This window comes from Pedobacter humicola (genome assembly GCF_056490705.1).
Map to the genome: position 1 here is coordinate 392,045 of NZ_JBWJIG010000002.1, position 24,004 is coordinate 416,048.

19 protein-coding genes are annotated in these 24,004 nt (G+C 41.3%); 10 read left to right on the top strand and 9 right to left on the bottom strand.

Annotated features, from left to right (window positions below; all coding sequences use genetic code 11):
• Positions 1-6: 6 nt before the first annotated feature.
• The 4 genes from AC04Q1_RS05225 to AC04Q1_RS05240 all read right to left on the bottom strand — a co-directional run bounded on the left by AC04Q1_RS05225 (position 7) and on the right by AC04Q1_RS05240 (position 6,166).
• Positions 7-1,368 carry a RagB/SusD family nutrient uptake outer membrane protein gene (locus tag AC04Q1_RS05225; RefSeq protein WP_478362485.1) on the bottom strand — a complete coding sequence of 454 codons (1,362 nt, stop codon included), beginning with the start codon at positions 1,366-1,368 and terminating at the stop codon, positions 7-9.
• 14 nt (positions 1,369-1,382) lie between these two features.
• Positions 1,383-4,493 (bottom strand): SusC/RagA family TonB-linked outer membrane protein, encoded by a 3,111-nt coding sequence (locus AC04Q1_RS05230; RefSeq protein WP_478362487.1) that lies wholly within the window; start codon positions 4,491-4,493, stop codon positions 1,383-1,385.
• A gap of 555 nt (positions 4,494-5,048) precedes the next feature.
• A complete protein-coding gene (locus AC04Q1_RS05235) occupies positions 5,049-5,435 on the bottom strand; it encodes an RNA polymerase sigma factor (RefSeq protein ID WP_478362488.1) in 387 nt (128 codons plus the stop codon).
• Between the two features lie 293 nt (positions 5,436-5,728).
• The gene (locus AC04Q1_RS05240; RefSeq protein WP_478362490.1) at positions 5,729-6,166 is read right to left on the bottom strand and encodes a hypothetical protein; all 438 of its coding nucleotides are present in this window, start codon (positions 6,164-6,166) and stop codon (positions 5,729-5,731) included.
• A gap of 510 nt (positions 6,167-6,676) precedes the next feature.
• Between AC04Q1_RS05240 and AC04Q1_RS05245 the strand changes: the two genes are divergently transcribed.
• Complete coding sequence (locus AC04Q1_RS05245) at positions 6,677-8,080, top strand: hypothetical protein (RefSeq protein WP_478362492.1); 1,404 nt, start codon at positions 6,677-6,679, stop codon at positions 8,078-8,080.
• A 142-nt stretch (positions 8,081-8,222) separates the two neighbouring features.
• Here AC04Q1_RS05245 and AC04Q1_RS05250 read toward each other — a convergent pair whose 3' ends face one another.
• Genes AC04Q1_RS05250 through AC04Q1_RS05265 form a run of 4 tightly spaced genes read right to left on the bottom strand, consistent with a single transcriptional unit; the run spans position 8,223 to position 12,211 of the window.
• Positions 8,223-9,293, bottom strand: coding sequence for a dipeptidase (locus tag AC04Q1_RS05250; protein ID WP_478362494.1), 1,071 nt, complete (start codon positions 9,291-9,293; stop codon positions 8,223-8,225).
• Between the two features lie 5 nt (positions 9,294-9,298).
• Positions 9,299-10,411 carry a D-TA family PLP-dependent enzyme gene (locus AC04Q1_RS05255; RefSeq protein WP_478362496.1) on the bottom strand — a complete coding sequence of 371 codons (1,113 nt, stop codon included), beginning with the start codon at positions 10,409-10,411 and terminating at the stop codon, positions 9,299-9,301.
• An 11-nt stretch (positions 10,412-10,422) separates the two neighbouring features.
• Entirely contained in the window at positions 10,423-10,893 is a 471-nt protein-coding gene (locus tag AC04Q1_RS05260) for a RidA family protein (RefSeq protein ID WP_478362498.1), read from the bottom strand.
• Position 10,894: 1 nt separating this feature from the next.
• Entirely contained in the window at positions 10,895-12,211 is a 1,317-nt protein-coding gene (locus tag AC04Q1_RS05265; RefSeq protein WP_478362500.1) for a gluconate:H+ symporter, read from the bottom strand.
• A 955-nt stretch (positions 12,212-13,166) separates the two neighbouring features.
• On the opposite strand from AC04Q1_RS05265, the gene AC04Q1_RS05270 reads away from it, so the two are divergent.
• The 4 genes from AC04Q1_RS05270 to AC04Q1_RS05285 all read left to right on the top strand — a co-directional run bounded on the left by AC04Q1_RS05270 (position 13,167) and on the right by AC04Q1_RS05285 (position 19,143).
• Positions 13,167-16,301, top strand: coding sequence for a SusC/RagA family TonB-linked outer membrane protein (locus AC04Q1_RS05270; protein WP_478362502.1), 3,135 nt, complete (start codon positions 13,167-13,169; stop codon positions 16,299-16,301).
• A gap of 13 nt (positions 16,302-16,314) precedes the next feature.
• Positions 16,315-17,796, top strand: a complete 1,482-nt coding sequence (locus AC04Q1_RS05275) for a RagB/SusD family nutrient uptake outer membrane protein (protein ID WP_478362504.1) — start codon at positions 16,315-16,317, stop codon at positions 17,794-17,796.
• 191 nt (positions 17,797-17,987) lie between these two features.
• A complete protein-coding gene (locus AC04Q1_RS05280; protein WP_478362505.1) occupies positions 17,988-18,188 on the top strand; it encodes a hypothetical protein in 201 nt (66 codons plus the stop codon).
• On the top strand, positions 18,172-19,143 hold the full coding sequence (locus AC04Q1_RS05285) for a sterol desaturase family protein (protein WP_478362507.1): 972 nt from the start codon (positions 18,172-18,174) through the stop codon (positions 19,141-19,143). The genes AC04Q1_RS05280 and AC04Q1_RS05285 overlap by 17 nt, the downstream gene beginning before the upstream one ends.
• A 299-nt stretch (positions 19,144-19,442) precedes the next feature.
• Here the strand turns inward: AC04Q1_RS05285 and AC04Q1_RS05290 are convergent, their stop codons facing one another.
• The gene (locus tag AC04Q1_RS05290) at positions 19,443-21,305 is read right to left on the bottom strand and encodes a tetratricopeptide repeat protein (protein WP_478362509.1); all 1,863 of its coding nucleotides are present in this window, start codon (positions 21,303-21,305) and stop codon (positions 19,443-19,445) included.
• Positions 21,306-21,508: 203 nt separating this feature from the next.
• Between AC04Q1_RS05290 and AC04Q1_RS05295 the strand changes: the two genes are divergently transcribed.
• The 5 genes from AC04Q1_RS05295 to AC04Q1_RS05315 all read left to right on the top strand — a co-directional run bounded on the left by AC04Q1_RS05295 (position 21,509) and on the right by AC04Q1_RS05315 (position 23,976).
• Entirely contained in the window at positions 21,509-21,841 is a 333-nt protein-coding gene (locus AC04Q1_RS05295; protein WP_478362511.1) for a magnetosome magnetite crystal formation protein family, read from the top strand.
• 18 nt (positions 21,842-21,859) lie between these two features.
• Positions 21,860-22,357, top strand: a complete 498-nt coding sequence (gene tssD / locus AC04Q1_RS05300) for a type VI secretion system tube protein TssD (RefSeq protein WP_478362513.1) — start codon at positions 21,860-21,862, stop codon at positions 22,355-22,357.
• Between the two features lie 11 nt (positions 22,358-22,368).
• The gene (locus AC04Q1_RS05305) at positions 22,369-22,599 is read left to right on the top strand and encodes a hypothetical protein (protein ID WP_478362515.1); all 231 of its coding nucleotides are present in this window, start codon (positions 22,369-22,371) and stop codon (positions 22,597-22,599) included.
• A 165-nt stretch (positions 22,600-22,764) separates the two neighbouring features.
• Complete coding sequence (locus tag AC04Q1_RS05310; protein ID WP_478362517.1) at positions 22,765-23,424, top strand: suppressor of fused domain protein; 660 nt, start codon at positions 22,765-22,767, stop codon at positions 23,422-23,424.
• A gap of 24 nt (positions 23,425-23,448) precedes the next feature.
• The gene (locus AC04Q1_RS05315; protein ID WP_478362519.1) at positions 23,449-23,976 is read left to right on the top strand and encodes a hypothetical protein; all 528 of its coding nucleotides are present in this window, start codon (positions 23,449-23,451) and stop codon (positions 23,974-23,976) included.
• Positions 23,977-24,004: the final 28 nt, after the last annotated feature.

Here is a 24,004-nt window from a genome sequence, read left to right on the forward strand (position 1 = left end):
AATATTTTAATAACCAGGATTGCGGTTTGCTCCTGCCAATTGCGGGTCAACCAATGTTTCGTTATATGGGATTGGGAATAGGTAAAGGTGCTTATCAGGCAAAGCCAGCACAGTTTGTGCACGGTCTGTTCTAACCAAATTGAACCAACGGTCGGCTTCGAAAGGGAATTCTACCTGACGTTCTTTTTCTAATGCCAACAGAATATCACTCAAAGTAGCTGCACTAGTTGCATCAATACCTGCACGGTTACGTACGGCGTTTAAATCACTTTGCGCACTGTTTGTGCCGGTTAGGTTGCCCTGTTGTGCCCTGGCTTCTGAACGGATGAGGTATAACTCGGCGATGCGGATTACATATGCCGGATCTGTACCCAATGGATTGCGGTAATACAATTTGCCATACCATAAGTTGCCAGGGGGCGCGGTTCGTGCGATCAGGCTATTGCGATTACCGCCAATAGCAGGGTTATTCAACAGGCTTACCAGGGCATCATTTGGCGACCACTCTCTTCTGCCTCCCAGAGCAGGTGGCAACCACCAGTTACTGTGCCCGTTGGTGTTGGATGTGGTGTAAGCCAGCTCCAGTATTGACTCATTGGTGGCAACAGCATTATTGGCGAAAAACGCACTATATGGTGCCACAAGCGAATAATTGGCATTATCGCCAATTACTGACGTGGCAAATTGTTCAGCCAGTACCCAGTTTTTCTGATACAGGTAAAACCTGGCTTTAAGTGCCTGTACAGTGCGTAAACTTACCCGGTTACGGCTTACCGCGGTAGGTACTAAAGTTTCAGCTAAATTTAAATCTTTTAACACCTGTGCGTAAGTATCGGCCAGGCTGCTCCGTGGAATATCGCTGTTATCTGATGAATTATTGGTTGGTTTTAAAATCAACTGAACACCGCCCCATCCACGTGCCAGGTCGAAATAGGCCAGCGCACGTACAAAATAAGCTTCGCCAAGGTACTGGTTTTTTAATGCTGTGGTTAACAGCGGATCACTAACGGTTGGTACCTTATCAATAATATAATTGGATTGAGATATGGTTTTGTAAATGGCGGTCCATGCCGACTGTACATACCCGTTCGTAGCGGAAGTCAGGTGTTTAGTGATCTCATTGGGATCAGATTGCGATCCCGACCATTGGATATCGCCGGCAGATAAATAAGAAAGCGCCGGAAAATTTGAGCCATAATAACTGTTGGCAGCCAAAAGGTTAAATAAACCATTTACAGCGGTTGCTGCTGTTCCGGCATTGATGATCGCCTGATCCTGATCTACCTGCAATTGAGGCTGCACTTCCAGAAACTTTTTGCAGGAAGTGAGCAGGGATATGATGGCAAATATGTAAATAACTTTTTTCATGATGAATATTCGGTTTAAAAAGTAATGTTTGCGCCTATCTGAAACGTACGTGGCACAGGTGGTGTACCTAAATCGTAACCCAATACGGTAGCCGATGAAGACACATTGATTTCCGGATCGGGACCTTTATATTTCGTCCACAACCAAAGGTTTGAGCCACTAGCGTATATCCTCACTGAAGCCATTCTTGCTTTTTTAATAAACTCTTTCGGCAGGTTATAACCAAGCGTTACATTGCTCAGGCGAAGGAAAGATCCGTCTTCAATATTGCGACTGGTTGGGCTTAGCGTGTAGTTCTGCCCGTAAGCCGTAAGCCTCGGCATGTTGGTTATATCGCCGGGTTTCTGCCATCGGTCTAACTGATAAACGTCCATCGCCCTGTTGGCATCGCGGGTACCGCCACCTTCAAGGAAATAGTTATTGTTGTTGTACACCTTATTGCCATACACAAAATTGAAGAATACCGATAAATCGAAGCCTTTATAGCTTAGGTTATTGGTTAAACCACCGTTAAATTTCGGTAATGCATTTCCTACAGGTACAATATCATTGGCGTTGATTACACCATTGTGGTCTGCATCTTCGTAAACGGCATTTCCGGTCTGCGGATCAACATAAAGCTGATTGTATACATAAAAGGTATACATCGATAAACCCTGTACCATACGCTCAGCAGCATAAGCCGCCACAACCGGAACAGGCAGTTTCTCTATTTTATTGATGTTGCGCGAAATATTGAAATTGCTGCTCCATTTAAAAGCACCATCTAAATTGATGCTGCTGATGTTAAGCTCCAGCCCTTTATTGCTCATCTCCCCGGCATTGGTGAGGATGGAAGAAAAGCCTTTGCTCGAAGCCAGGGGCAGATTAAGCAACAGGTTGCTGGTATACTTATCGTACACATCGCCGCTCAAAGTCAAGCGGTCTTTAAATAAACTTAAATCGAAACCAATATTGGCCTGACGGGTGCTTTCCCATTTCAGATCGGGGTTGGCCAATTGCGAAGGTGTGGTTCCCGGGTTGTTCTGATAATTGGCACCAGCGCCCCACAAGCCACGCGAGGCAAAGTCGTTAATGCCATTCTGGTTTCCGGTTACCCCGATACTTCCGCGGAGTTTTAAGTCTGAAATCACAGCAACATCCTTCAGGAAATTTTCCTGTTTAACGCGCCAGGCCAAACCTGCTGAGGGGAAATACCCCCATTGATGATTGGCACCAAAACGCGAAGAACCGTCGGCCCTTATACTGAAAACAGCATAATATTTTCCACCATAGTTATAATTTAAACGGGCAAAAAACGACGATAACGTGTATTTTGATTCAGATGCAGATGAAGTTGTATTGGCCGCAGAGGCAATCTGCTGGAACGAATCATTCGGGAAATTGGTACCCTGAGCCAGTGTTTGATTGGAAACTGAACCTTGCAGCGAATTACCGATTAATGCACCAAAAGTATGCTTACCAGTAACATGATTATAGTTTAAAGTCTGCTCGTTTGTCCAGATGGTATTGTTACTCACGCTTGAAGTACCGAGGTTTTTGTTCGCAATCCCCAGGTTGGTTAAACTGTTCCAATACTGAAACTCGTTGTATTGGTTATAGTCAACACTCCAGCTTGTTTTAAACGTTAAATCTTTTGTAATATTGACTTCCCCATACAGATTGCTGATCAGCCTGTTACTGGTACTGTTCATATTGGTATTGTTCAGCAATACATCCAGGTTATCAAAACCGGCCCATTTACCTGGCGTTCCATCTGCATTTACCTCTGGCAGATAAGTTGGGGTGTGTAATGCCGATTGCAGGATACCACCTTGTGGTCCATCGCCAACCCGTGCATTGGTACGGTAGGTTTGGGTAAGAATATTACTGGTCCCTATTTTTATGTAATCGTTGATTTTCTGATCGAGGTTCAGTTTAAAAGTTCCCCTTCTAAAATCATTCGTTTTAAGTGTAGCTTCCTGTTTGTTTAAGCCACCACCGATGTAATAGGTCGTTTTATCGTTACCTCCCGAAACAGAAAGATCATAATTCTGAAGTAATCCGGTACGGAAAGCCTTATTCAAACGATCATAGGTATTCTGATCTTGTGGTAAACCCCGCGCCGCCGGAGAAGCGGCTGGATTATCAGAAAGTGCACGGAAAGGTTGAAATTGATAAGTGGTGGCAGGAACTGTTCCATTTGCCGCAGCAATTGCAATGGCATCAGCATTTGAGTTCCGGTAAAACTCATTAATGAGTTCTGCATGTTGTGGACCTGTTACCAGATCCCATAATTTAGGTGCTTTTGCCACGCCAACATAAGCACTTAAACTTACTTTTGGTGCAGTGTTATATTTACCGCGCTTGGTGGTAATCACGATTACACCGTTGGCTGCACGTGCACCATAAATAGCCGTCGCATCGGCATCCTTTAAAACGGTCACACTTTCAATGTCATCCGGACTGATGTCCGACAAGGGATTATTGGCTTGTCCCTGGGTAGTAATTTTTTGTAGCGATCCACTGTTTACATAAACCCCATCGATCACATATAATGGATCGTTACTGGCATTAATTGAAGTGGTGCCACGGATCCGGATAAACATCCCATCACCAGGGACACCTGTAGAAGTGCTTACCTGTAAGCCCGGGGCTTTACCCTGCAGCTGCTCGGCAAAGGTAGCGGTGGGCTTGGCCCTAACTTCATCTACCGCTATGGTAGAAACTGAACCTGTTAACGATTTTCGTGTCTGGGTACCATAACCCACAACAACCACATCGTTTAACTGACTGTTGAGTTCTTTTAATTTAATGGTGACCGGACTCGTTCCGACTACAATTTCCTTAGTCTCGTAACCTACAGAAGAAAGGATTAAGGTATAGGGCAGTTTCTGACCGGTAACAAAAACAAATTTCCCATCACCATCGGTAGAAACAACATGGGTAACACCTTTAATGCGGACTACCACTCCGGGCAAAGGCTGTTTGGTTAGGGAGTCGATTACTACACCTGCCAATTTCGAATTGATGAGTGGCGGCGGCTCCACCTGGGCTAAAATTTTAAGGGGCACGGTTAGCACAAAGAGGAGCAAAACAATGCTGACCAATAAGAACGGTTTTTTCTTATGGAGAAATATTTCCATATTTAACGGGTTTTATGTTAATGATTCAATTCATTTAATAAGACTGGTATGGATATCAGTGCGTGATTGGCGTTACAGAACTGATATTCCGTGATAACCGGCGAGGCTTCCTTGCCGGTTGTTTTTTATATAAGGATTTCAATACATATTGTAGGGAATTGGTGGTCAGTTTTAAGGGGACATAGATTTTTTATCTATGGTTTTTCCGGAGAAATCAAAAATCAACAACAGCACATATTCCAATAGATATAAATGTTCAAAACAATATGCTTAAAATAGATATCAGTAATAAAAGAGGTTTTGGAGCTTATTATTGCATTCATGATCAGCGCAAACATATCGATAAATATTTAATCTACAAAATCCATAGACTAACTATTAATAATGTTACATGAGCCCTGAATTAGGGTTCTATGGGGTGATATACGTACATTTGAAGATGATAAGGAGTTAACTGAAAACAATTTGTTCAGGTGCTTTCAATTGTAGAACGATCAGGTTCCTTCTGTATTTTGCCCGACCCTGGTTAAACTGAACGATCTATCGATATTATAATTAACTGCCCACCGTTTTATTAAATTGCTTCTTCTCCTGTAAAGCTTGGTCAGAAGAGCTATCTTTAGTATTTTTGAAATAATCAGATGCCTTACTAAAAACAAAATCCTCCTGCTTTTGATGAAGCAACAGAAATATTCCATCCCTAACCATAGCATATAGATGATCAGAAAGATTTTGGATAGCTGTATCGCCCCGCAAATGCCAAAGTTTAATAAAAATATCCTGTATCACAGCATTTGCCTCTTCCTTATTCCGAAGTTTATGGTAAGCATGGTTAAGCAGCAAATGATGGTACCGGTCAAAAATCTCGGTAAAACCGGCATAATCACTTTTATTCAGTAAAGCGACAAGCTCATGATCAGTATAAGAGGATAAATTGTTCAAATGCTTTATGTTATATTAATCAGTTACGGCATCACCCGGTGATGTGTTAAACTTTCACATCACAACAACAATGAATCTGAATTTTCAGAAAGCAAATATATACAAAATCCATAGATTATATAGTTTATTAAGAATGGATGTGTCTGCTATAAAAAATTGAAAAACTAAATCTCAGGCAATCTTTCCACAATGAATTTAAAATATAAACCGCTTTTGGTTAAAGCCAAAAGCGGTTTAAGGTTAATTTGCCTACAGAGATCAAGGGTAAAATTTGGATCATATGATCCGATTATCTAGCCTCCGGTGCTTGAAATGTTTACGTTCGACATATCAACAGCATAATACGGAGCACTGCTTGTTGGCATTGGTGGACCTGAAACCCATTTGATCACAACATATCCAGAGGCGGTGATTCCCGTTTCCATTACACGTCCATCCAACTGTGTTCTTCTGCCATAAATATAGGTGGATGGGTGACAGCTTATGGAACCGATTACCACACCTACTTCCCATTGCCCCTGCGAGTAGGGGTTGCTTGTATAAGTTGCTGCATAATTTACATTTGTTAAACTGAAAGAAGTTGGGCCATAGGTGAGTGAGAGATTAAAATTGTTCTGCGTTAAAGTACAACTGTAAAAAGTGTCATTTGGTTTCAGTGTTCCGTCCTTTGCATTTAACGCTACCGAAACATTAATAAGCAACAACAATAAGAGTAATGATTTTTTTAACATGGTTTGGTTGTTTACGGGTTAATTAATATATTCAGATCTATATAGGCATTTTGATAACCTTTTGATGCAGGTTTTTTATGATATGATTGATATAGCGCTACGATCGAAAGATCGTTTATAGCATTCAACGTATTGAATATTGCAGAGGCAAGGCTCATCTCAAATGTTCTTATTTGGTTAGCTAAAGCTAGTATCCAGGGGGTAAATGAGAAATGCATAAACCGATCATAATGATGGATAATTATATCATCCCTCGCAATTATCAACACACAAGGCATTCATTTTAAAAATACAGTTTTGTAATATTTAAATTACAAACACATCTCTTTTATTTTAAAGCACTAACTTAAATGATATATCCATCTCCAGATGGATTTTTTTTAGCACCATTACTAAAACGTTTTAATCATATCGAAAACAGAACTTTACAATACAACGGCCGAAAAGATGAAAAGGGGGGCAGCCAAAGCATACCTGAGCAATCAACTCAACCTAAATATAAAACCCATTATGAAAAACAGATTAATCCTCATCCCTGGCCTCTTGATCTTTCTTGGCCTCTCTTGCAAGAAACAAGTTCCGGAAGACGCTCAGCAGCTTTCAAAAAACCCTGTTTCCGTTACAAATAACACTTTACTGGCAGAACCGCCGCTCACCTGGCAGGAACATTGGTTCGACCATGTACAGGTATTACAGCGTTTCTACCACGACACCAGTATCGTGGTTTATCATGATAATGATGTAAGCAACACCGTTACCTGGCCCAATACCTATCTGGCGCAGGTTTGGAACTATACCAAAAATAAATATGGATCGTTTGGCCCCGACTCTCGCTTGTGGGCAATATTCCATACCGGAAAATACAGCGGCGGCCATCCCAGTACGTATATGGATGCAAGCCACGATTATAGAAATGTAATCGATGTAGGTTCTTCCAGCACGACTGCCTGGTTATCAGGTACTGGAAACGACCTCGACATCACCACGCACGAGGTTGGCCATATTGTTGAAGGCGCATCAAGAAACGTACTCAATTCGCCAGCATTTGGCATCTGGCACGACAGTAAATGGATGGAAATATACATCTATGACGTTTACGCCGGCCTTAACCGCCCGGCTGATGTTCAGCGCTGGTATAACCTGGTGGCCAATGGTTCGGAAAGTTATCCACGCGCACAAACGTATTGGTTCAGGGACTGGTTTTTCCCTATTTACAGCCAACAGGGCGATGCCAGTGCTTTAAACAAGTACTTTAGTCTCTTGGCGCAATATTTTCCAAAAGAGACCGTAAATAATGGCCAGGGCAATATTGTGCGTTTTTCAAGATCAATGAACTACGGTGAATTTATCCATTTCTGGAGCGGCGCAACTGGCATCGATCTTAAGCCACTCGCTTTAAGCGCTTTTGGAACCCTGGACGAACAGGGAAATAATTGGACTACCCAACTGAATACAGCCAAAACAGCTTTCCCAAATGTAAGCTATCTGAAGGATATTACTGCTCAGGCTGCGCTAAGCGTGAGCAATGAAAACGCTGGTGGTGCTTCTGCCGCCGAGGGTTCTTCAAAACTGGCCGACAGTTATTACAATACTAAATTCTTTTTAGGGAGCTACCCAACCACTTTTTGGACACAGCTCACTTTCCCAACCAGTCAGGTGGTTAAGGGGTACACCATTACCGCAGGTAACGATGCTCCTGACCGCGATCCAAAAGGTTGGAAACTGATGGCTTCTAACGATAATGTAAACTTTACGCAACTGGATATCCGCAGTAACCAAACTTTTGACCTGAGAAGACAGACCAAGAAAATATTGATCAGCAATACCACTGCTTATAAATATTATAAACTGTTCATTACGTCCAACAACGGAAGTGTAGATCTTCAGTTTAGCGAATGGAGATTATTGCAATAACAGATTGACTATGATGACCGGGAGTTTAAGAGTTGAGCAATTCCCGGTCATTGTTCTCATTTTCAGCAAATAGGTTTTTGCTCTATTGTATCTCTTGATTGACGATTTCACCGTTTTTTTGAAAAGCAACACTTTCAAGTAATCAAGCCCAGGCTCTTCTTAAAAACCTGATCCAGTTACCATGCATTAAATTTTCTACATCGGTTTTACCATAACCACGTTTTTCGAAGAGATGAGGGATTTTATCCAGACCGGCAATGCTTTCCAGGTCGTAAGGGCATTGCTCCCTTCCAAATGCACCATCCAGATCAGAACCGATACCAATATGCTCTGTATTGCCTGCAAGCTGGCAGATGTGATCAATATGATCGATCATCACCTCGAGATTGCAATTCATTTCTTTAGGGGTAGAAACGCCCCTTACCCAGTTGGGAACCATCATCCAGGCATCCAGGGCGCCACCAATAACGGCGCCACGTGCAATTAACGCTTTTATCTGCTCATCACTAAACTGCCGGTTATGGTTCACCAATGTCCTGCAGTTATTGTGCGAAGCCCATATAGGTCCGTTAAAATGATCGAGCGCATCCCAAAAACTATCGTCACATAAATGCGTGGCATCAAGGATAATGTTTAACCTTTCCATTTCGGCTAGCAGTTCGTATGCTCCGGGACGTAATTTACCAGTCGCGTCTGTTCCCTGGGCGTACCGGCCCGGACCATAATGTGCTGGCCCTACGGCCCTTAAACCACTTTCATATGCATGTTGCAGATAGTCGACATGTACGATAGAATCGGCCCCTTCCAAACTTAAAATATAGCCGATCCGTTTCTTTTCGTTTGGGGAATCATCTTTCCACAAAGTAAGGTGTTTTTCTAAACTCGCCAGATCGTTAACCTGACTCATCTCGCCACGATCTTCCATTGCCTTATACCAGGCCAGTTGTCCCTGGGTTTGTGCCCAGGCCTGCTCAGGAGAATGCCATCCAGGTAATGGATTGTTAGGCGCCACAAATCTGGCAATCTGCGTAGCCACCACCAGACCAATATTGCCTTTTCGGAGTTCAGGCAGGGAAACGGTTGCTTTTCCACGGTCGGGTTTGTCAGACAATCCCTGTTCACGCCCATTTATTTCAGCCAGCGGACGTGTTAGATCACGGTTCCATTCCAGCGCATTCATACTTAAATCCAGATGGGCATCTATCGTAAACATATCTGTTATATCGTTATTTTTCTTTTTCTTGAACTGATACTCCAATTTTGATCTGCACGGACTGAAGAAACGGAAGTTGCATTTTCGTAAAGGGCTACGGTTGGACAAATGTGAAATGGCAGGCCGTATAGGAGATCACCTATTTGATAGCTATGATTTTCCCCTGCATCGAGTACCAGATGTTCTTCGCTTTGACTAACCGGAACAAGCTCTGTTGCATTTAAGAAGGCTACTCTGTTATCGAGCGGTTTTTCTGCGGCTACTGCTTTATGTCCCAGATCGCAACAGATCAGATTGCTTTCGGGTAGAGAAACAACCCGCGTTACGATCAAAGCCGCAGTCAGAAATTGCTGTTCCTCGAAAGCATCCTGGTAACCTTTATCCCAAAGTGCAAAAGTTCCAGGACTACAATCGAAATCCGTCTGGTTGTTGTAAACCGTAAAAGTTGGGGTTCCGCCGGCCACTATAACGGCATCCTGATTAAACCGGGTCTGGATTTCGGCACGCAGGTAATTCAGTATATCAATAATAACTGCTGCTTTTTCACTACGGATTGCAAAAGCGTGATCATGGATGTGACCATCATAGGCATGCAAACCTTTAATTGTTAAGCCATCCATTTCACCAACTTTGGCATACAGATCCAAAACATTTTTAGGAAGAATCCCGGTTCGGTTCATCCCCACATTTACATCAATAAACACATCGCTTTTTAGTCCGCTTCTTTTAGAAAGTTTAGCCAACAACTGCGCAGTGTTTTCATGATCAACCAAACAGCTAAACCTGGTAAGCGGATATTGTTGTTGAAGTTTTATAAAACGATCTAAATTAGGGCCAACTGGTTGATATGCGAGCAGTACATCAACCGGTCCACATAAACCCAGCATTTCTGCTTCGGCAATGGTGGCGCATTTAAATTTCGAAATACCTGCATCCATCATGAGTTTGGTTACTTCGATTGATTTATGCGTTTTAACATGCGGTCGCAAACGGTTTTTATCATCAATCATCGAAATCAGCAACTGAATGTTCGCTTTGATCCGGTCTTCGTAAAAGATTAAACCAGGCGATTCAATTGAACCGGGATCGTCTAAATGGTACCATTGCTTTTCTATCATAGCCAAAAGACTTAATATAGCTCAAACAAAGCTTCAATTTCTACCGGGATATTATCAGGCAGTGAGCCAAAACCCACGGCACTTCTCACGCCTATTCCGTTTTCGCTACCCCAAACTTCGGCAAAAAGTTCGCTGCATCCGTTAATAATAAAAGGATGTTTTTCAAAATCAGGCGTACAGTTTACCATTCCCAATACTTTGATTACCCTTTTAACTTTATCCAGGCTTCCTAAATTGGTTTTAATGGTTGATAACATGGTTAAACCCACTTGTCGCGCGGCAAGTTTGCCTTCGTCCTGATCCATATCAGTGCCTATACGACCGATAATCAATGATTTATCGTCTCTCACCGGACCATGTCCGCTCAGGTAAAGGTATTTTCCATCAATAAGACAAGGTTTATAAACACCCAGCGGCGCCGGTGCCGGCGGAAGGTTTAGACCAAGTTTCTCAAAACGCACATCCGCAGTTAAATTTTCCATATTATGATATTATTATTTTAAGTAAAAGTACGCCGGCAAGTCCTGCTGTACCAACGATCGATTCCATCAACGCCCATGATCGAAAAGTATCTTTAAGGCTTAAATTGAAGTATTCTTTAAACATCCAAAATCCCGCATCGTTTACATGCGAAAACATTAAACTACCAGCTCCAACGGCTAAAACCATTAGGTTTGGATCGGTGTGTGTGGCCACCATAAGCGGCACAATAATACCTGCTGTAGTTAAACCGGCCACAGTTGCCGAACCTACGCAGAAACGGATCAGGGCAGCAATGAGCCAGGCCAAAAACAAGGGTTCCACGGACAGTCCCTGGAGATAGACAGCAATTTCATTACTCACACCACTCTCGGTCAAAATCTCTTTTAAGGCACCCGACCCTGCAATAATCAACAAAATCGGCGCGATATCTTTTAAGGCATCACCAAAAATACCCGTAAGATAACTCATTCCTTTCCCCCTTGCAATGCCCAGGAAATAACTGGCCAGTATTAAAACAATCAGCATCACAATGGAAGGATGCCCTAAAAATACAACTACCGGAATAATGGGAGAACCTGGATCTAAAAACAGGGGAAGGAAAGATGCCAGTCCTAACAATATCACAGGTAATAATGCCGTAAACAGACTGATAAAAGTTCCTGGCAACTCACTTTCAGGCAATTCTTTTGCGGTGAAAGAGGCCATTGGTGTGGAAGGGATTTTTTTTAAAGTTTTGGCAAAAAGTGGCCCTCCGACTATAATGGCAGGAATAGCTACAAGCATCCCGTAAAATAAGGTGAGCCCCATATTGGCCTTAAACTGTACCACTAGAGCAGACGGCGATGGGTGCGGTGGTAAAAAGCCATGGGTAACGGATAGGGCTGCAAGCATAGGCAAGCCAATATACAGTGCTGGTAATTTATATCGGTAAACTACAGAAAAAATCAGTGGTACCATGAGTACAAACCCGATTCCATAGTACAGGGGGATCCCGATTACAAAACCAGTGATCACCATGGCCCATTGGATATGTTTAGTACCAAAAACATCCATCATTACTTTGGCAATTTTTTGCGCAGCACCACTTTCCGCAACCAATTTACCTAGCATTGCACCGGTGGTAATAATGATGACCAACGAACCTAGAACATCACCAATCCCTTTTTCAACAGCTCCGGCTATTTTTGGAAAAGGAATACCAAGCGTCACACCGGTAAGTACCGATATGATCAGAAAAGCCAGAAATGCATTGATCTTAAAAACAGAGATCATTACAATCAATAGCGTAATACAGAGTAAAACAATTAAGATGGTCATTAATTTTTTTGGTATTTCATGATTTGCATGATGCAAAATAGGAATTATTTTGTTTGCAGCTTCTATGTCACAAGCGCTTCTGTTTTGTTCAGATTGTTGAACACAAATCGTGATTTTAGGACAAATTTTAACTATTAGACCAGCAGATTGATGAAGATCCATCTTAATTGCAAAAAACCCCCTGTTGTAACAGTTTTGATAGCATTTTTACATAAAATTAATTTACCCTAATATATTTCCTTAAAAACCAGCACCTTAATACTTGTTTTAAAAGCAAAAAATCAGAAATATTGCAAAAAATTGCCATTATTAAAGATCTTGTACCTGCAATCGGCATCTTTTTTGTTAAAGGGAGCGCATGAAAAGGAAAGATATAATCAGTGCGCTCTTAGGTATATTGATTATGGCCATAACCTATTGGCTGCTATTTTACCAGCTCTCCCCAAATGAGCATCATAAGGTAAAAACATTTTCATCGTTACCCCATTCCAAGAGTTTAGAGTAAAACACCCACTTATTTTTTAAGATTTCAAACGGGCTGAGATTAAAATTTCGGCATGGAAACATCTTGCTATAAAAAAAAAGAATACTAAATCTATAGTCTTTGTAGTTAATATGATAAATATTTTTATATTTGTCAAATAATGTTAATTACATTAAAATAAAACTCATGCACCATTTACAATTTGTTTCCATGCGAATGTGCCTTTATTGTTGTTGCTAACCAAGCAACACCTATCATCCCTATTTTTCTTAAAAATAATTAATGGCCCAGGCCAACTGGAGCAGTATGACCTATAAAACAGAGCATTAAAAATGAAATAAAACCTATAAAAAAACAAAACCGACAGGGAAGCCCTGCCGGATATTATTCGATAACCAGCGTAACGCCAATCACTTCTGGTCATCAAGTTTTACTAACAATTCAAATCATTAAATAAAACTGTATAAATATATGGAAAAATCTATCCATAGAAAAAAAATAGCCTTTAGGCTGGTCGCATTTCTTGCACTTGCCGGCCTCACCAAAAACGTTAGGGCACAAAATGAAAGTACCCCCATTATCAATTCTACATTAATAGGTTCAGTAAAAGACTCATTAAGCAAACAGCCCATCGGCAATGTGGTTTTATCCATAAAAGGAACTACACATGCCGTTACCAGTGCGGCCGATGGCAGCTTTTCCTTTCGTACAGGCCAAAAGTTTCCATATACGCTTATCATCAGCTTTATTGGTTATCAAACCAAACAGATTGTAGTCGACGGTAGCCCGGTTACCATTTTATTATCAGAAAAAACAAGTAGCCTGAATGATGTGGTGGTAATGGGCTATGGCACGCAGAAAAAAAGCGATGTCACCGGATCAGTAGCTTCGGTATCTAAAAACCTGCTGGCGCAGCCCTCAGCAAGTTTCGATAACATGTTGCAGGGTGGTGCATCGGGTATCGGTGTAACACAGAACTCTGGTCAGCCGGGTGGTACCGCTACGGTTCGGATCAGGGGTGGAAATTCGATCTCCTTTGGCAATGCTCCGCTTTATGTGATTGACGGCTTTATCGTGTACAATAACAACGATAATGCAAATGTAGGTTCTATCGGAACAAGTTCAAATGCACTCTCTACCATCAATCCGAGTGATATCGAATCGGTTGAAGTTTTAAAAGATGCTTCTGCTACTGCCATTTATGGATCAAGAGGTGCAAACGGTGTCATTATCATTACCACAAAAAAAGGGAAAAAGGGTGTTAACAATGTGAATTACAATGCTTACTACGGCACACAAAGGGTAGCCAGAAAGCTGAATTTACTCAACGGCAGCCAATGGGCAGCACTGATAAACGACATCAACACGAGCGACGGGCTTGCCAAAACCTATACCGATACACAGGTAGCCTCATTTGGTGACGGCTCAGACTGGCAGGGTTCGGTCTTAAATAATGCCCCAATATTTAACCAGGAGCTCTCTGTTTCCGGTGGAGATGAGAAATCAAGATATTTAATCTCTGGTAATTACTTTAAGCAGGATGGCGTAATCACAAATTCGGGTTATAAAAGATATTCGGCGCGGATTAATTATGAGAAAGACATTTCAGAAAAATTTAAAGTAACCACCAATTTCTTCGGAAGCAGATCTATTGAGAACAAACTGCCGGGAAGTGCGTACAACAGTATAAATTTTAGCAACGCCTATGCTAATTTAATTCTTACAGCGCCTGTTGCCACCATCAAAAATGCAGATGGAAGTTACAACATCAATAATCCGCTAAATGCCACACCAACTAATCCCCTGCAGGATATCGAAACTACAACCAACCAAAATACCTTGAACAGAATATTGGGTAATGCTGCTGCCGAATATAAAATCACAAAAGACTTAACGTTAAAGGTTACCGCTGGGGTTGATATCCTGAACACCAACCAGCAATATTATGCCCCATCCACCACGGCCTCCCCGGCAGGCGGATCGACCGGATATGCAACCAAAGGTTATGCGGCCTTAGGGTCGGGAAACGCATTAAGCTGGCTCAATGAAAATACCTTAACCTATAACCACACTTTTGTAGACAAACACTTCTTCAATGCACTGGTAGGTTACAGTACGCAATACGAAAACGGGAAATCTTTTACTACTTCGGCACAGCAGTTTCCTAACGATTTAACCAGCTTTGATAATTTATCCTATGCCGGTATCGCGAATCTGCCAACATCGGCCGCACACAGCTCAAGCCTTAACTCGGTTCTGGCACGCATTAATTATTCTTATCTGCACAGGTATAATGTTACCCTTTCCGAAAGGGCGGATGGCTCATCTAAACTCGGTAAAGAAAACAAATGGGGATTCTTTTCTTCTGTGGGCGTTTCGTGGAATGTAAACGACGAAGAATTTTTCAAACCGCTTCAAAGTGTAATTAATAGTTTCAAACTCCGTTTAAGCGCCGGGCAAACAGGCAATTCGGAAATACCACCATACAGTTCTCTCGCTTCACTGTCCCCTACCAACTATTACCTTGGCGGCAAACTGGTTACCGGGATATCTCCTGTCCAGATTGCTAATCCAGATCTGAAATGGGAAACGACCACGCAGTATAATGCAGGTATAGATTTAGGTTTTTTAAATAACCGGATTACCCTTTCGTTCGACGCCTATTCTAAAAAAACCACCGACTTATTGCTTAATGTACCATTGCCATTATACACGGGTTATGCAAGTGCTTTAAAAAACATCGGAAGTGTATCCAACCGTGGTATTGAGTTTTCTTTGAATACAGAGAATATAAAATCATCCGATTTTAACTGGAAAAGCACATTGATTTTTAGTGTTAACCGGAACAAAGTACTCAGCCTGGGCAAGAATGTAAAAAGCTTCTTCCCTGTGGCACCAACCGGACAGGTATCACCGGTAATTGTACAGGTGGGCCTACCCGTGGGAACCTTCTGGGGCTACAGCACAAACGGACTTTTAAAAACCGCTGATCTTAGCAATGGCACCCCATTGCTTGCAGGTGTGCCGCAACAAACCGGCGACACCAAATTTGTGGATACCAATCAGGATGGGATCGTAACCACTACAGACAAACACAATCTGGGCAGTGCCCAGCCAAAATTTACAGGTAGTTTTAGCAACACTATTAATTATAAGGGAATTGATCTGTCTATATTCTTTCAGGGTTCTTATGGCAACAAAGTTTTTAATTTGTTGCAACAAAGTTTAGAGCGCCCAACGCTAACCCAGAACGCATCGGCCACACTTTTAGACCGGTGGACGCCTCAAAACCAAAATGCTACAGTGGCACGGGTAACCAACTCGCCTGTGCCGCAGGTAACCGACCGTTTAATTGAGGATGCATCCTACTTAAAACTCAAAAATGTATCGTTGGGCTACACCTTTAAATCAGAATGGATCAATAAAATCAAGCTTAAAAATTTAAGGGTGTATCTATCTGCCCAAAATTTATTTACGGTTACGAAATACACAGGGCTGGATCCTGAAGTAAATTTTTACGACAACGACAACACAAAACAGGGAATCGATTTTGGCACCTATCCAGCTACCAGAACTTTTCTGGTAGGACTTTCCATCACTTTATAGCATGAATATACAGATGAAAATAACAATCAACAAACCTATAATCTGGTTATTAACCATCATCATACTGACTTCAACGGCCTGCGAAAAACTCGAAGAAAATCCGAGTTCGGTTATTGTAAGTTCACAGTTTTTCAAAACACCATCGGATGCAATTTCTTCGGTTAACGCAGTATACAGTTCGTTAAATAGTGATCCTAACGGCGATTTTCCATTATATGGCCGTCAGTTAAACCTACTGGTAGAAAATGCAAGCGACAATCAGATTTTTAGTCCGAGCAATACCAACCCCGATGTAAGGGCTTTAGGCGTTTCAACTTATATTCCTTCGAACAGCAGGATACTAAAGGTATGGCAACAGCTCTATTATGGCATTAATAAGGCAAATATTGCGATTGACAATATACCCGGAGTAGCCGCAGATACTGTTTTAAAAAACAGGTTGGTGCGCGAAGCCAAATTTACAAGAGGCCTGCTTTACTTTAATCTGGTAAGGCTGTATGGCGATGTACCTTTGGTATTACATGAGCCTACAAGTGTCAACATTGAAGATTTACTCGTTAAAAGAAGTCCTGTTGCGGCAGTTTACCAACAGATCATTGCTGATTTACTGGATGCAACCAGTTTGCCAAAAAGCTACGGTGCGGCCGATTTAGGCAGGGCAACATCGGGTGCGGCACACGCACTTCTGGCAAAGGTATATGTTACACAGAAGTTATGGCCAAATGCCCTTACCGAACTTAACACGGTAATAAATGGCGGTTATGGCTATGCATTATTCCCAAATTACAAGGATGTTTTCCAAAAAGCGACAAAGAACGGCATTGAACATATCTTTTCGGTACAGTTTGAGAGTAACCTGGGGGCAAAAAACGTGGTGCAGAACCTTAGTCAAAGTTTCACCTCGTTTAATACCGGAACTTTCCCAATTGATGTGCCCGCCAATAAAAGTGTTTATGAATTGTTTTCCGCCGCGGACACCAGACGCGAAACTACCTTTTACGATTCTGTTTACAACGCTGCAACAGGCAAATATGTGGTCTTTAAAAATGCCTATACCCCATATTTTAACAAGTTTGTGGATTATACCTTAACCCCTTTAAATACCCAGGCGCAGAGTGGAGTCAATTATCCAGTGATCAGGTATGCAGATATACTGTTGCTTTATGCGGAAGTGGTGAACAACATCAGCGGACCAACTGCTGATGCCTACAGTGCCATTAACAAGGTAAGGGCGAGGGCCAAAATTGCAGATTTAACACCTGGGTTAACTGCCGACGCGTTTAGGGATTCCGTTTTTTTAGAGCGCAGGAAAGAATTTATCCAGGAAGGCCATCGATGGTTCGATCTGGTAAGGCAGGGTGGCACCGTTTACGTAGATGCGCTCAAAAAATTTCCGGAGAAATCGGCCGTTTCATCAAAAAACATCCTGTTCCCTATTCCACAGAGCGAAAGAGAACTCAATACCCTGTTAACACAAAACCCGGGTTATAATTAATTATTCACTTACATAAAACTAAAAAAAATGACAGTATCTGATTTTAGCATTCTAGGAAAAAAAATATTGGTCGGCATCATTATCACCCTGGTGCCCTTCATCATCATTTTTGGCGGCCTTTATTTAACCCAGCGTTTACTCGGCAATAAGCCCACAACCCACACTATTCACAAAAACTAAACCTCATAATCATGAAAATCGAAGAACAAACCAGACAAAAAATCATCAGGAACGTGATTTTGAGTCTATTTATCTACCTACTGCCAATCGTATTAATGTTTGCTACATTTTACGTTACCGGCGATAGACCCTGGATAAAACAACAGCAAAAAAGTGAAAAAACTAAATCCGTAAACCCTAAAAATTCATCAAGCAATGGAACCAGTGATTAATTTTATCAAAAACATAATCGAAAACCTAAATGGCTTCGGTTTTCCTTTTTTAGTATTCTTTATCGGGGTATTGGAATTTTCTTTTGGCCTTTATAAAGGCAAGTGGCCAAAAAACGAACGCTTTGTCGATATCGCCTGCTTTACTTTACCCAGGCTGATCATCAGGCCTGTTGTAGCCTATTATGGGCTAAAATTTTTACCAGCGGTATTGCCTGGTTTAAAAAATACATTTGAGTGGGTACCGTTTTTTTGGGGATGCATTATTATTGCCATTGCCGACGACCTTACCCAGTATTGGTACCACAGGCTGCACCACGAAATTCCATGGTTATGGCGTTTTCACCGCACCCACCACTCGGCATCCTATATGGGCATGGCCATGGCAAGCAGGCAGAATGCCATTTATACCTTATTCTTTTCGCAAACCTATCTAACCACAGCTTTGGTGTATTTAGGACTAGGCATTCCTGCAATTATTGTTCGAGGTATTAAAGGCACCATTACTACCCTGGCGCACTCAAGCATTCCATGGGATAAACCTTTTTATCAATACAAAATTCTGCACCCTTTGGCCTGGGTATTAGAAAGAACCATTTCTACCCCTGCAACCCACCATGCGCACCATGCCGCTACTACAGATGATGGCATTGGTTATTATAAAGGTAATTTCGGCAACATGTTTTTCTTATGGGATATCATTTTCGGTACGGCATTAATTACCAGAAAATATCCTAAAGCTTATGGCATTTCACACTACGAGGGCGACCAATGGTACGCACAACTCTTGTGGCCGATATTTAAATCGAAGGTTGCCGGTAGCGAACTGGCCAAAGATGGCCCGGTAGTAAGGATAGATGAACCCACACCTTCCATTACTATACAAAAACCAACTGAAGAAATTTCGGAAGAAGAGGAATTTTACTATCGTCCGAATCCAACTTTGGTTAAAAATTAACTTTAAAAGGCCGGGAAAGCAAATCCTGGCCTTTTACTGACCCTAGCCTACTTCAGGAAAATATATCGCCCATCAGATTTATTTCGACCTTAATAGTAGTACTATTTATTTTTCTAAACCCGATCGAAGCGGGATGCCCGATTTTTCGTCGGGCAGAAGCGGGAGTGCAATAGCCTAAAAGCTTCTGCAACTGCTTTCCTAATAATTTAGAATAACAATGAAAAAAATTTTTAAGGGACAGCCTGTTTTACAATACCATAATATATGGCGATCCTAATCACAACCAAAACTCTTGTAAATTACTTCATACCCTGCAAAAACAGATTCAAATCCTCATCCTTACCCAGGCCTAATTTTTGTTTAATGCGGTAACGGCTCATGCGTACGCTCTTGGGTTCTATACCCAACCGTATCGACACCTCCTTATTGGTTAAACCCATCAGCATATAGGAACAATATTTCAAATCTAGCCGGGTAAGTGTATAATTGGCTTTCTCCTGCAGGTGATCAAAAAAAACAGGGTTGGTATCGAAAAAGTCGGTCTTATATTCTTCAAACTCTTTATCCATCTTTTTCTGTTGGTTTACAATCCGCCTAATCTGTTCATCAACCGAAAGATGGCTGTCATGGCTTACCTTTCCTGATAGAAGCTCCAAAAGCTCATTTTTTTCTTCAATCTGCAAAGTACCGGCCAGTACCTCTTTCTGCAAGCGTTCTTCACGCTCTTTAAGCAAAGCCTGTTCGGTTTGTAGCTGAACAGCCTCTGCCTCCTTTAACTGCGCCTTTAATTCGGCAGCCCCCCTTTGCTGATCGATCAGTTCCTGTTTTCTTACCGACGCCTTCAGTTTATAATTATAAGATATGAGCAAAAGTAGTAATGCAGCTATTCCGGTTAGCCCTGAAATAATGTAAAAAATATTCAGCTTTTTAGTAAATGCGGTCTGTTGATGCAGATTGGCAATCTCCTGTTCCTTCTTTTCTGATTGATACTGTGCTTCTACTTTTAGTACAGTGTTTATTTTTTCTTCATCGAAGGCCTTTTTATAATTAAGAAAGTATTCTTTAAAATAATTCAGCGCAGCCCCCTTGTCGCCCTTTTTCTCTGCAATATTCGAGAGCCCCTGAAAAAGCCTGGCCCGTGTAAGTGGCATCTTTACCACACTGCCCTGTATTTTATTCAGACCTGTTAAGAGTATTTTTTCTGCTTCATCATAATTCCCGTCGCGCAGGGCATACTCACTTTTCAGGCCGTAGCAGTTTAGTAATACTTCCTGCAGATTGGTTTTTGTGGCGATTTCAATCGCGATGTCGACGTATTTTTCGGCACTATCGCAATAAGTTCTGGGAAAATACTGAAAATAGGTATTGGCGGTATTGAGGGCAACCGCAGCGGTGTTGCTGTGTATGATTAAACGGCCTTCCTGTTTTTTGGAGAGCTGTAGTGCCTTTTTGTAAATCAACAAAGTCGAATCAAGAAGATCACGTTTAGTGGTATCGAGCTTAAAACGATCAAAATAGGTTTGCCCGATGGTAAAATAAGCATTGTTCAACAGATCTACCTGCTTGCTTTTAACAGCCGACTGATAACACAATTGTGCATATTTCTGTTGTTTTGAGGGATTGTTTCCATATCCATAAAAGCTGGCCAGATAGTGGTATATCGTACTTTCGTAATCATTAGCCTCCTGCCCTTTAAAATAATCGAGTGCCTTCAAAAACTTACCGACAGCCTTATCGCTTTCATCGTTAATGAGATCGAGCCAGCCGTTACGAAACCACACAAAACCTAAAGCCAAAGGGTCTTTTGTCCTTTTTGAATAATAGAGGGCGCTATCCAGGCTTTCGTAAGCATGTTTTAAGTCTTTCTGCCAAACATATAAATGAACCAGTGTGGCATAAGTGATCGCCTTACTCTTTCCATCCTTTAAACCTTCGCTGGTTTGGAGCGCCGCTTTGGCCTGTTCAAAGGAAAGTGGCAGGTTCTTTTCAAAATTCGCTCTGGCCAGTTTACACAATAGCTGTACACGTAGTTCTTTAGTTATACCTTCCCTAGAAAGCAAACCTGTTAACGAATCGAGATATATCTGCTGTGCGTCAGCACTCTTTAAAAAAATAAGTACAAAAGTTACAGTAATCAATAAGGTTTTCAGTGGTAGCTGCATAATCAAAAATAGAAAAAAGAAACACTTTTGAAAAAGCAGAATTACAACAAATAACTGGAATATAGCCGTTTAAACGTTTTCTGTAGACTCCTTGTAGTCGCTATGATTAAAACAGGTAGTCGCATAGTAGTCCCGCTTTTCTTGGCTGGCCGTACTCAGTCCGGTAATTTTGTGTTATTCAGTTCACAAAAAAAGAAAATCCTATGAAACAGAAAACAATGGCAATCCTGGCCTACATCACCCTAATTGGTTGGATCATTTCTTACCTCGAGTTTAAAAAATCAACAGAAAAGAGCACATTGGTTAATTATCACCTGGGGCAATCGCTGGGGCTGATTATTACTTCCATCATCTTAAGTATTATAAGTGGTATTATCCTGGCCATCATTCCATCACTCGGCATTATTTTTTATCTCATCTTATTTATTCCTTTCGTATTGCTCTTGCTTGGCATTATTGCCGCCAATAATGAGGTAGAAAAACCTGTACCACTGATCGGAAAAATATTCGAAGGGAAATTCAATTTCGCTTCTTAACAATTACCTGCAAAAACTATGAAAACGAAATATTATTGCCAGGCCATACTGTTTTTATTGGTTTTATTTTGCTTTAGTGTGAAAGCCCAGGAGGAGCCACAAGTTCAACTGGAATTAAAGCTCACCGATAAAACCTCTAACACAAGCCATAATTATAAACTTTATGGCATGAATTATTCCTTAAGTAATCCATTTTACCTTCAGGATGAAAGCGAACTGATTAATAACGGCAGTTGCAGCCTCATGATGGAACTGGCTCAGGATGCGGACAGTTTTTTGCTGAAGTGGGTTGGCGGAAGTATTAAGAATGTATCAGGAGAAGTTTCGATTGTACCGATCAATGGTATAAAAAAACCGCGCAAAATTGTTTTTACAGATGGGCAGATCGCAGGATCGGCCGAAAGTTTTTATACTACCCTTAGTGCCAATTCGCCTATACAGTTAAATATTTACATAAAAACACTATCCGTTGATGGCACTACCATATTCACACAGAATAAATCCGCTAACCAATAATAAATCGCATTATGATTATCTTCTATAGCAAAATAGAGCAACCTATTTTTGAAGAAAAGCTTACCAATTTCTCCAATCCCGGCGTTTATTCGTCAGACAGCTTGGTTCTGGTAATTTATCAGATGCAACAATCAACTGCTTTTGCCTATACCGTATTTAACAAGGTAAAAAGTGTGTATTACGATGGGGAAAGCAAACAAATGATCGTGCGCAGGAAATGGACAGATGAAATGAAAATGTGAAACTGTTACAAGAAATAATGTTACTTACGAAGATTCCACAACTTATGTAATGACGAAAATGTAAAATTTTATTTGTATCAATACAATGGATATCGATGATTTGCAGCTAATTAAATAAATGGCAAAATCTTTGAGTTGGCATAACGAAATAACATCCTATAAACAATGATAAACCCGGAAAACTACAGACAACAATTTACAACGGAGGATACCCCTGGTTGGCAGGCCATAGATGATCAGTTAGAGAAAATATATGGAGACAACGAAGCACGCCATTATGGCCCCTTGTGCGGACTTCATTATGTGGCTGGCGGAACCGACCCTATAGATGGAGCCAATATTTACGATAGCAACCATCAATCCTTTCATCGCCACATTATCAGTTATGGCATGAGCGAACTATACTATAATGAGGAAAAAGCAGGCGGCGAATTCAGTAAATGGGGATTTGAATTTACTTTCAGGCTGGCACCTTTTAATGAGGATCAGAACGATCCCATTTGGGCCATACAAGTAATGAACAATTTGGCCCGATATGTATTTTCGAGTGGCAAATGGTTCGAAGAAAATCATTTTATTCCCGCTAACGGGCCAATAAGATTGGATACAGAGACCGAAATAACCGGCTTTGTTTTTGCACTGGATCCAGAACTGGGCAAAATAGATACCCCACATGGCGAAGTAAGTTTTTTACAGCTGGTAGGGATTACCAATACAGAAGTAGAACAGTTGAAAAAAAGCCCTACAATGGGTGCTGTACAGGAACTGATCGAAAAATTGAAAAAAGATAACCCGCTGTTGATTACAGATCTGAACCGGAAATAATTTAGAACTTCAGCATAAACCGCTATGATTCAAAGAAACTTTCTTTTAACCCTGCTGATTTTAATTCTGACCTCTTGCCAGTCTAAAAAAGCTGTTCATTTAAAAACAGTCCTAAAGCAAAAGGAACGGACTATCTTCAATATTATGGTTGGCAAAAACGGCCCCAGCGAGCGTAAACTGAAGTGCCTGATTGACGGCGATTTTAAATGCGCACTATTGGCAATAGATGAAGAGGAACGGGCATTCGATAAAATTATCGGTGAAATAAACGCCTTAGAAACAGGCGGTACTAAATATGGTAATGAGCTGAAAACGGCAACAGTTAGCTATTACAAAGCGGTAAAAGATCTCGAAGTTTTTGACCGCTTAGATATTGCCCAGCAACAGATCAGTCAAAATAAAACCAATACAGAAAAAGTACGCGATGCTGCAATGCACAAACAGCTGCAATTATCTAGAGACAAGTTGGAAGTACACAAAATAATCAATCAAAAAGAACAGAGATTGATTGAAGTGCAAAAACAGTTTAATTCAGCAAACCGCTTGGATTAATCTTGTTTTGACAATCAATCACCAATCA

Coding starts and splice junctions, on each gene's coding strand:
- AC04Q1_RS05305 (WP_478362515.1), top strand. CDS start 22,369: ATGATTATCTTCTATAGCAAAATAGAGCAACCTATTTTTGAAGAAAAG.
- AC04Q1_RS05250 (WP_478362494.1), bottom strand. CDS start 9,293: ATGTTTACGATAGATGCCCATCTGGATTTAAGTATGAATGCGCTGGAA.
- AC04Q1_RS05240 (WP_478362490.1), bottom strand. CDS start 6,166: ATGTTAAAAAAATCATTACTCTTATTGTTGTTGCTTATTAATGTTTCG.
- AC04Q1_RS05310 (WP_478362517.1), top strand. CDS start 22,765: ATGATAAACCCGGAAAACTACAGACAACAATTTACAACGGAGGATACC.
- AC04Q1_RS05315 (WP_478362519.1), top strand. CDS start 23,449: ATGATTCAAAGAAACTTTCTTTTAACCCTGCTGATTTTAATTCTGACC.
- AC04Q1_RS05290 (WP_478362509.1), bottom strand. CDS start 21,305: ATGCAGCTACCACTGAAAACCTTATTGATTACTGTAACTTTTGTACTT.
- AC04Q1_RS05275 (WP_478362504.1), top strand. CDS start 16,315: ATGAAAATAACAATCAACAAACCTATAATCTGGTTATTAACCATCATC.
- AC04Q1_RS05255 (WP_478362496.1), bottom strand. CDS start 10,411: ATGATAGAAAAGCAATGGTACCATTTAGACGATCCCGGTTCAATTGAA.
- AC04Q1_RS05285 (WP_478362507.1), top strand. CDS start 18,172: ATGGAACCAGTGATTAATTTTATCAAAAACATAATCGAAAACCTAAAT.
- AC04Q1_RS05245 (WP_478362492.1), top strand. CDS start 6,677: ATGAAAAACAGATTAATCCTCATCCCTGGCCTCTTGATCTTTCTTGGC.
- AC04Q1_RS05265 (WP_478362500.1), bottom strand. CDS start 12,211: ATGACCATCTTAATTGTTTTACTCTGTATTACGCTATTGATTGTAATG.
- AC04Q1_RS05280 (WP_478362505.1), top strand. CDS start 17,988: ATGAAAATCGAAGAACAAACCAGACAAAAAATCATCAGGAACGTGATT.
- AC04Q1_RS05270 (WP_478362502.1), top strand. CDS start 13,167: ATGGAAAAATCTATCCATAGAAAAAAAATAGCCTTTAGGCTGGTCGCA.
- AC04Q1_RS05230 (WP_478362487.1), bottom strand. CDS start 4,493: ATGGAAATATTTCTCCATAAGAAAAAACCGTTCTTATTGGTCAGCATT.
- AC04Q1_RS05260 (WP_478362498.1), bottom strand. CDS start 10,893: ATGGAAAATTTAACTGCGGATGTGCGTTTTGAGAAACTTGGTCTAAAC.
- AC04Q1_RS05225 (WP_478362485.1), bottom strand. CDS start 1,368: ATGAAAAAAGTTATTTACATATTTGCCATCATATCCCTGCTCACTTCC.
- tssD (WP_478362513.1), top strand. CDS start 21,860: ATGAAAACGAAATATTATTGCCAGGCCATACTGTTTTTATTGGTTTTA.
- AC04Q1_RS05295 (WP_478362511.1), top strand. CDS start 21,509: ATGAAACAGAAAACAATGGCAATCCTGGCCTACATCACCCTAATTGGT.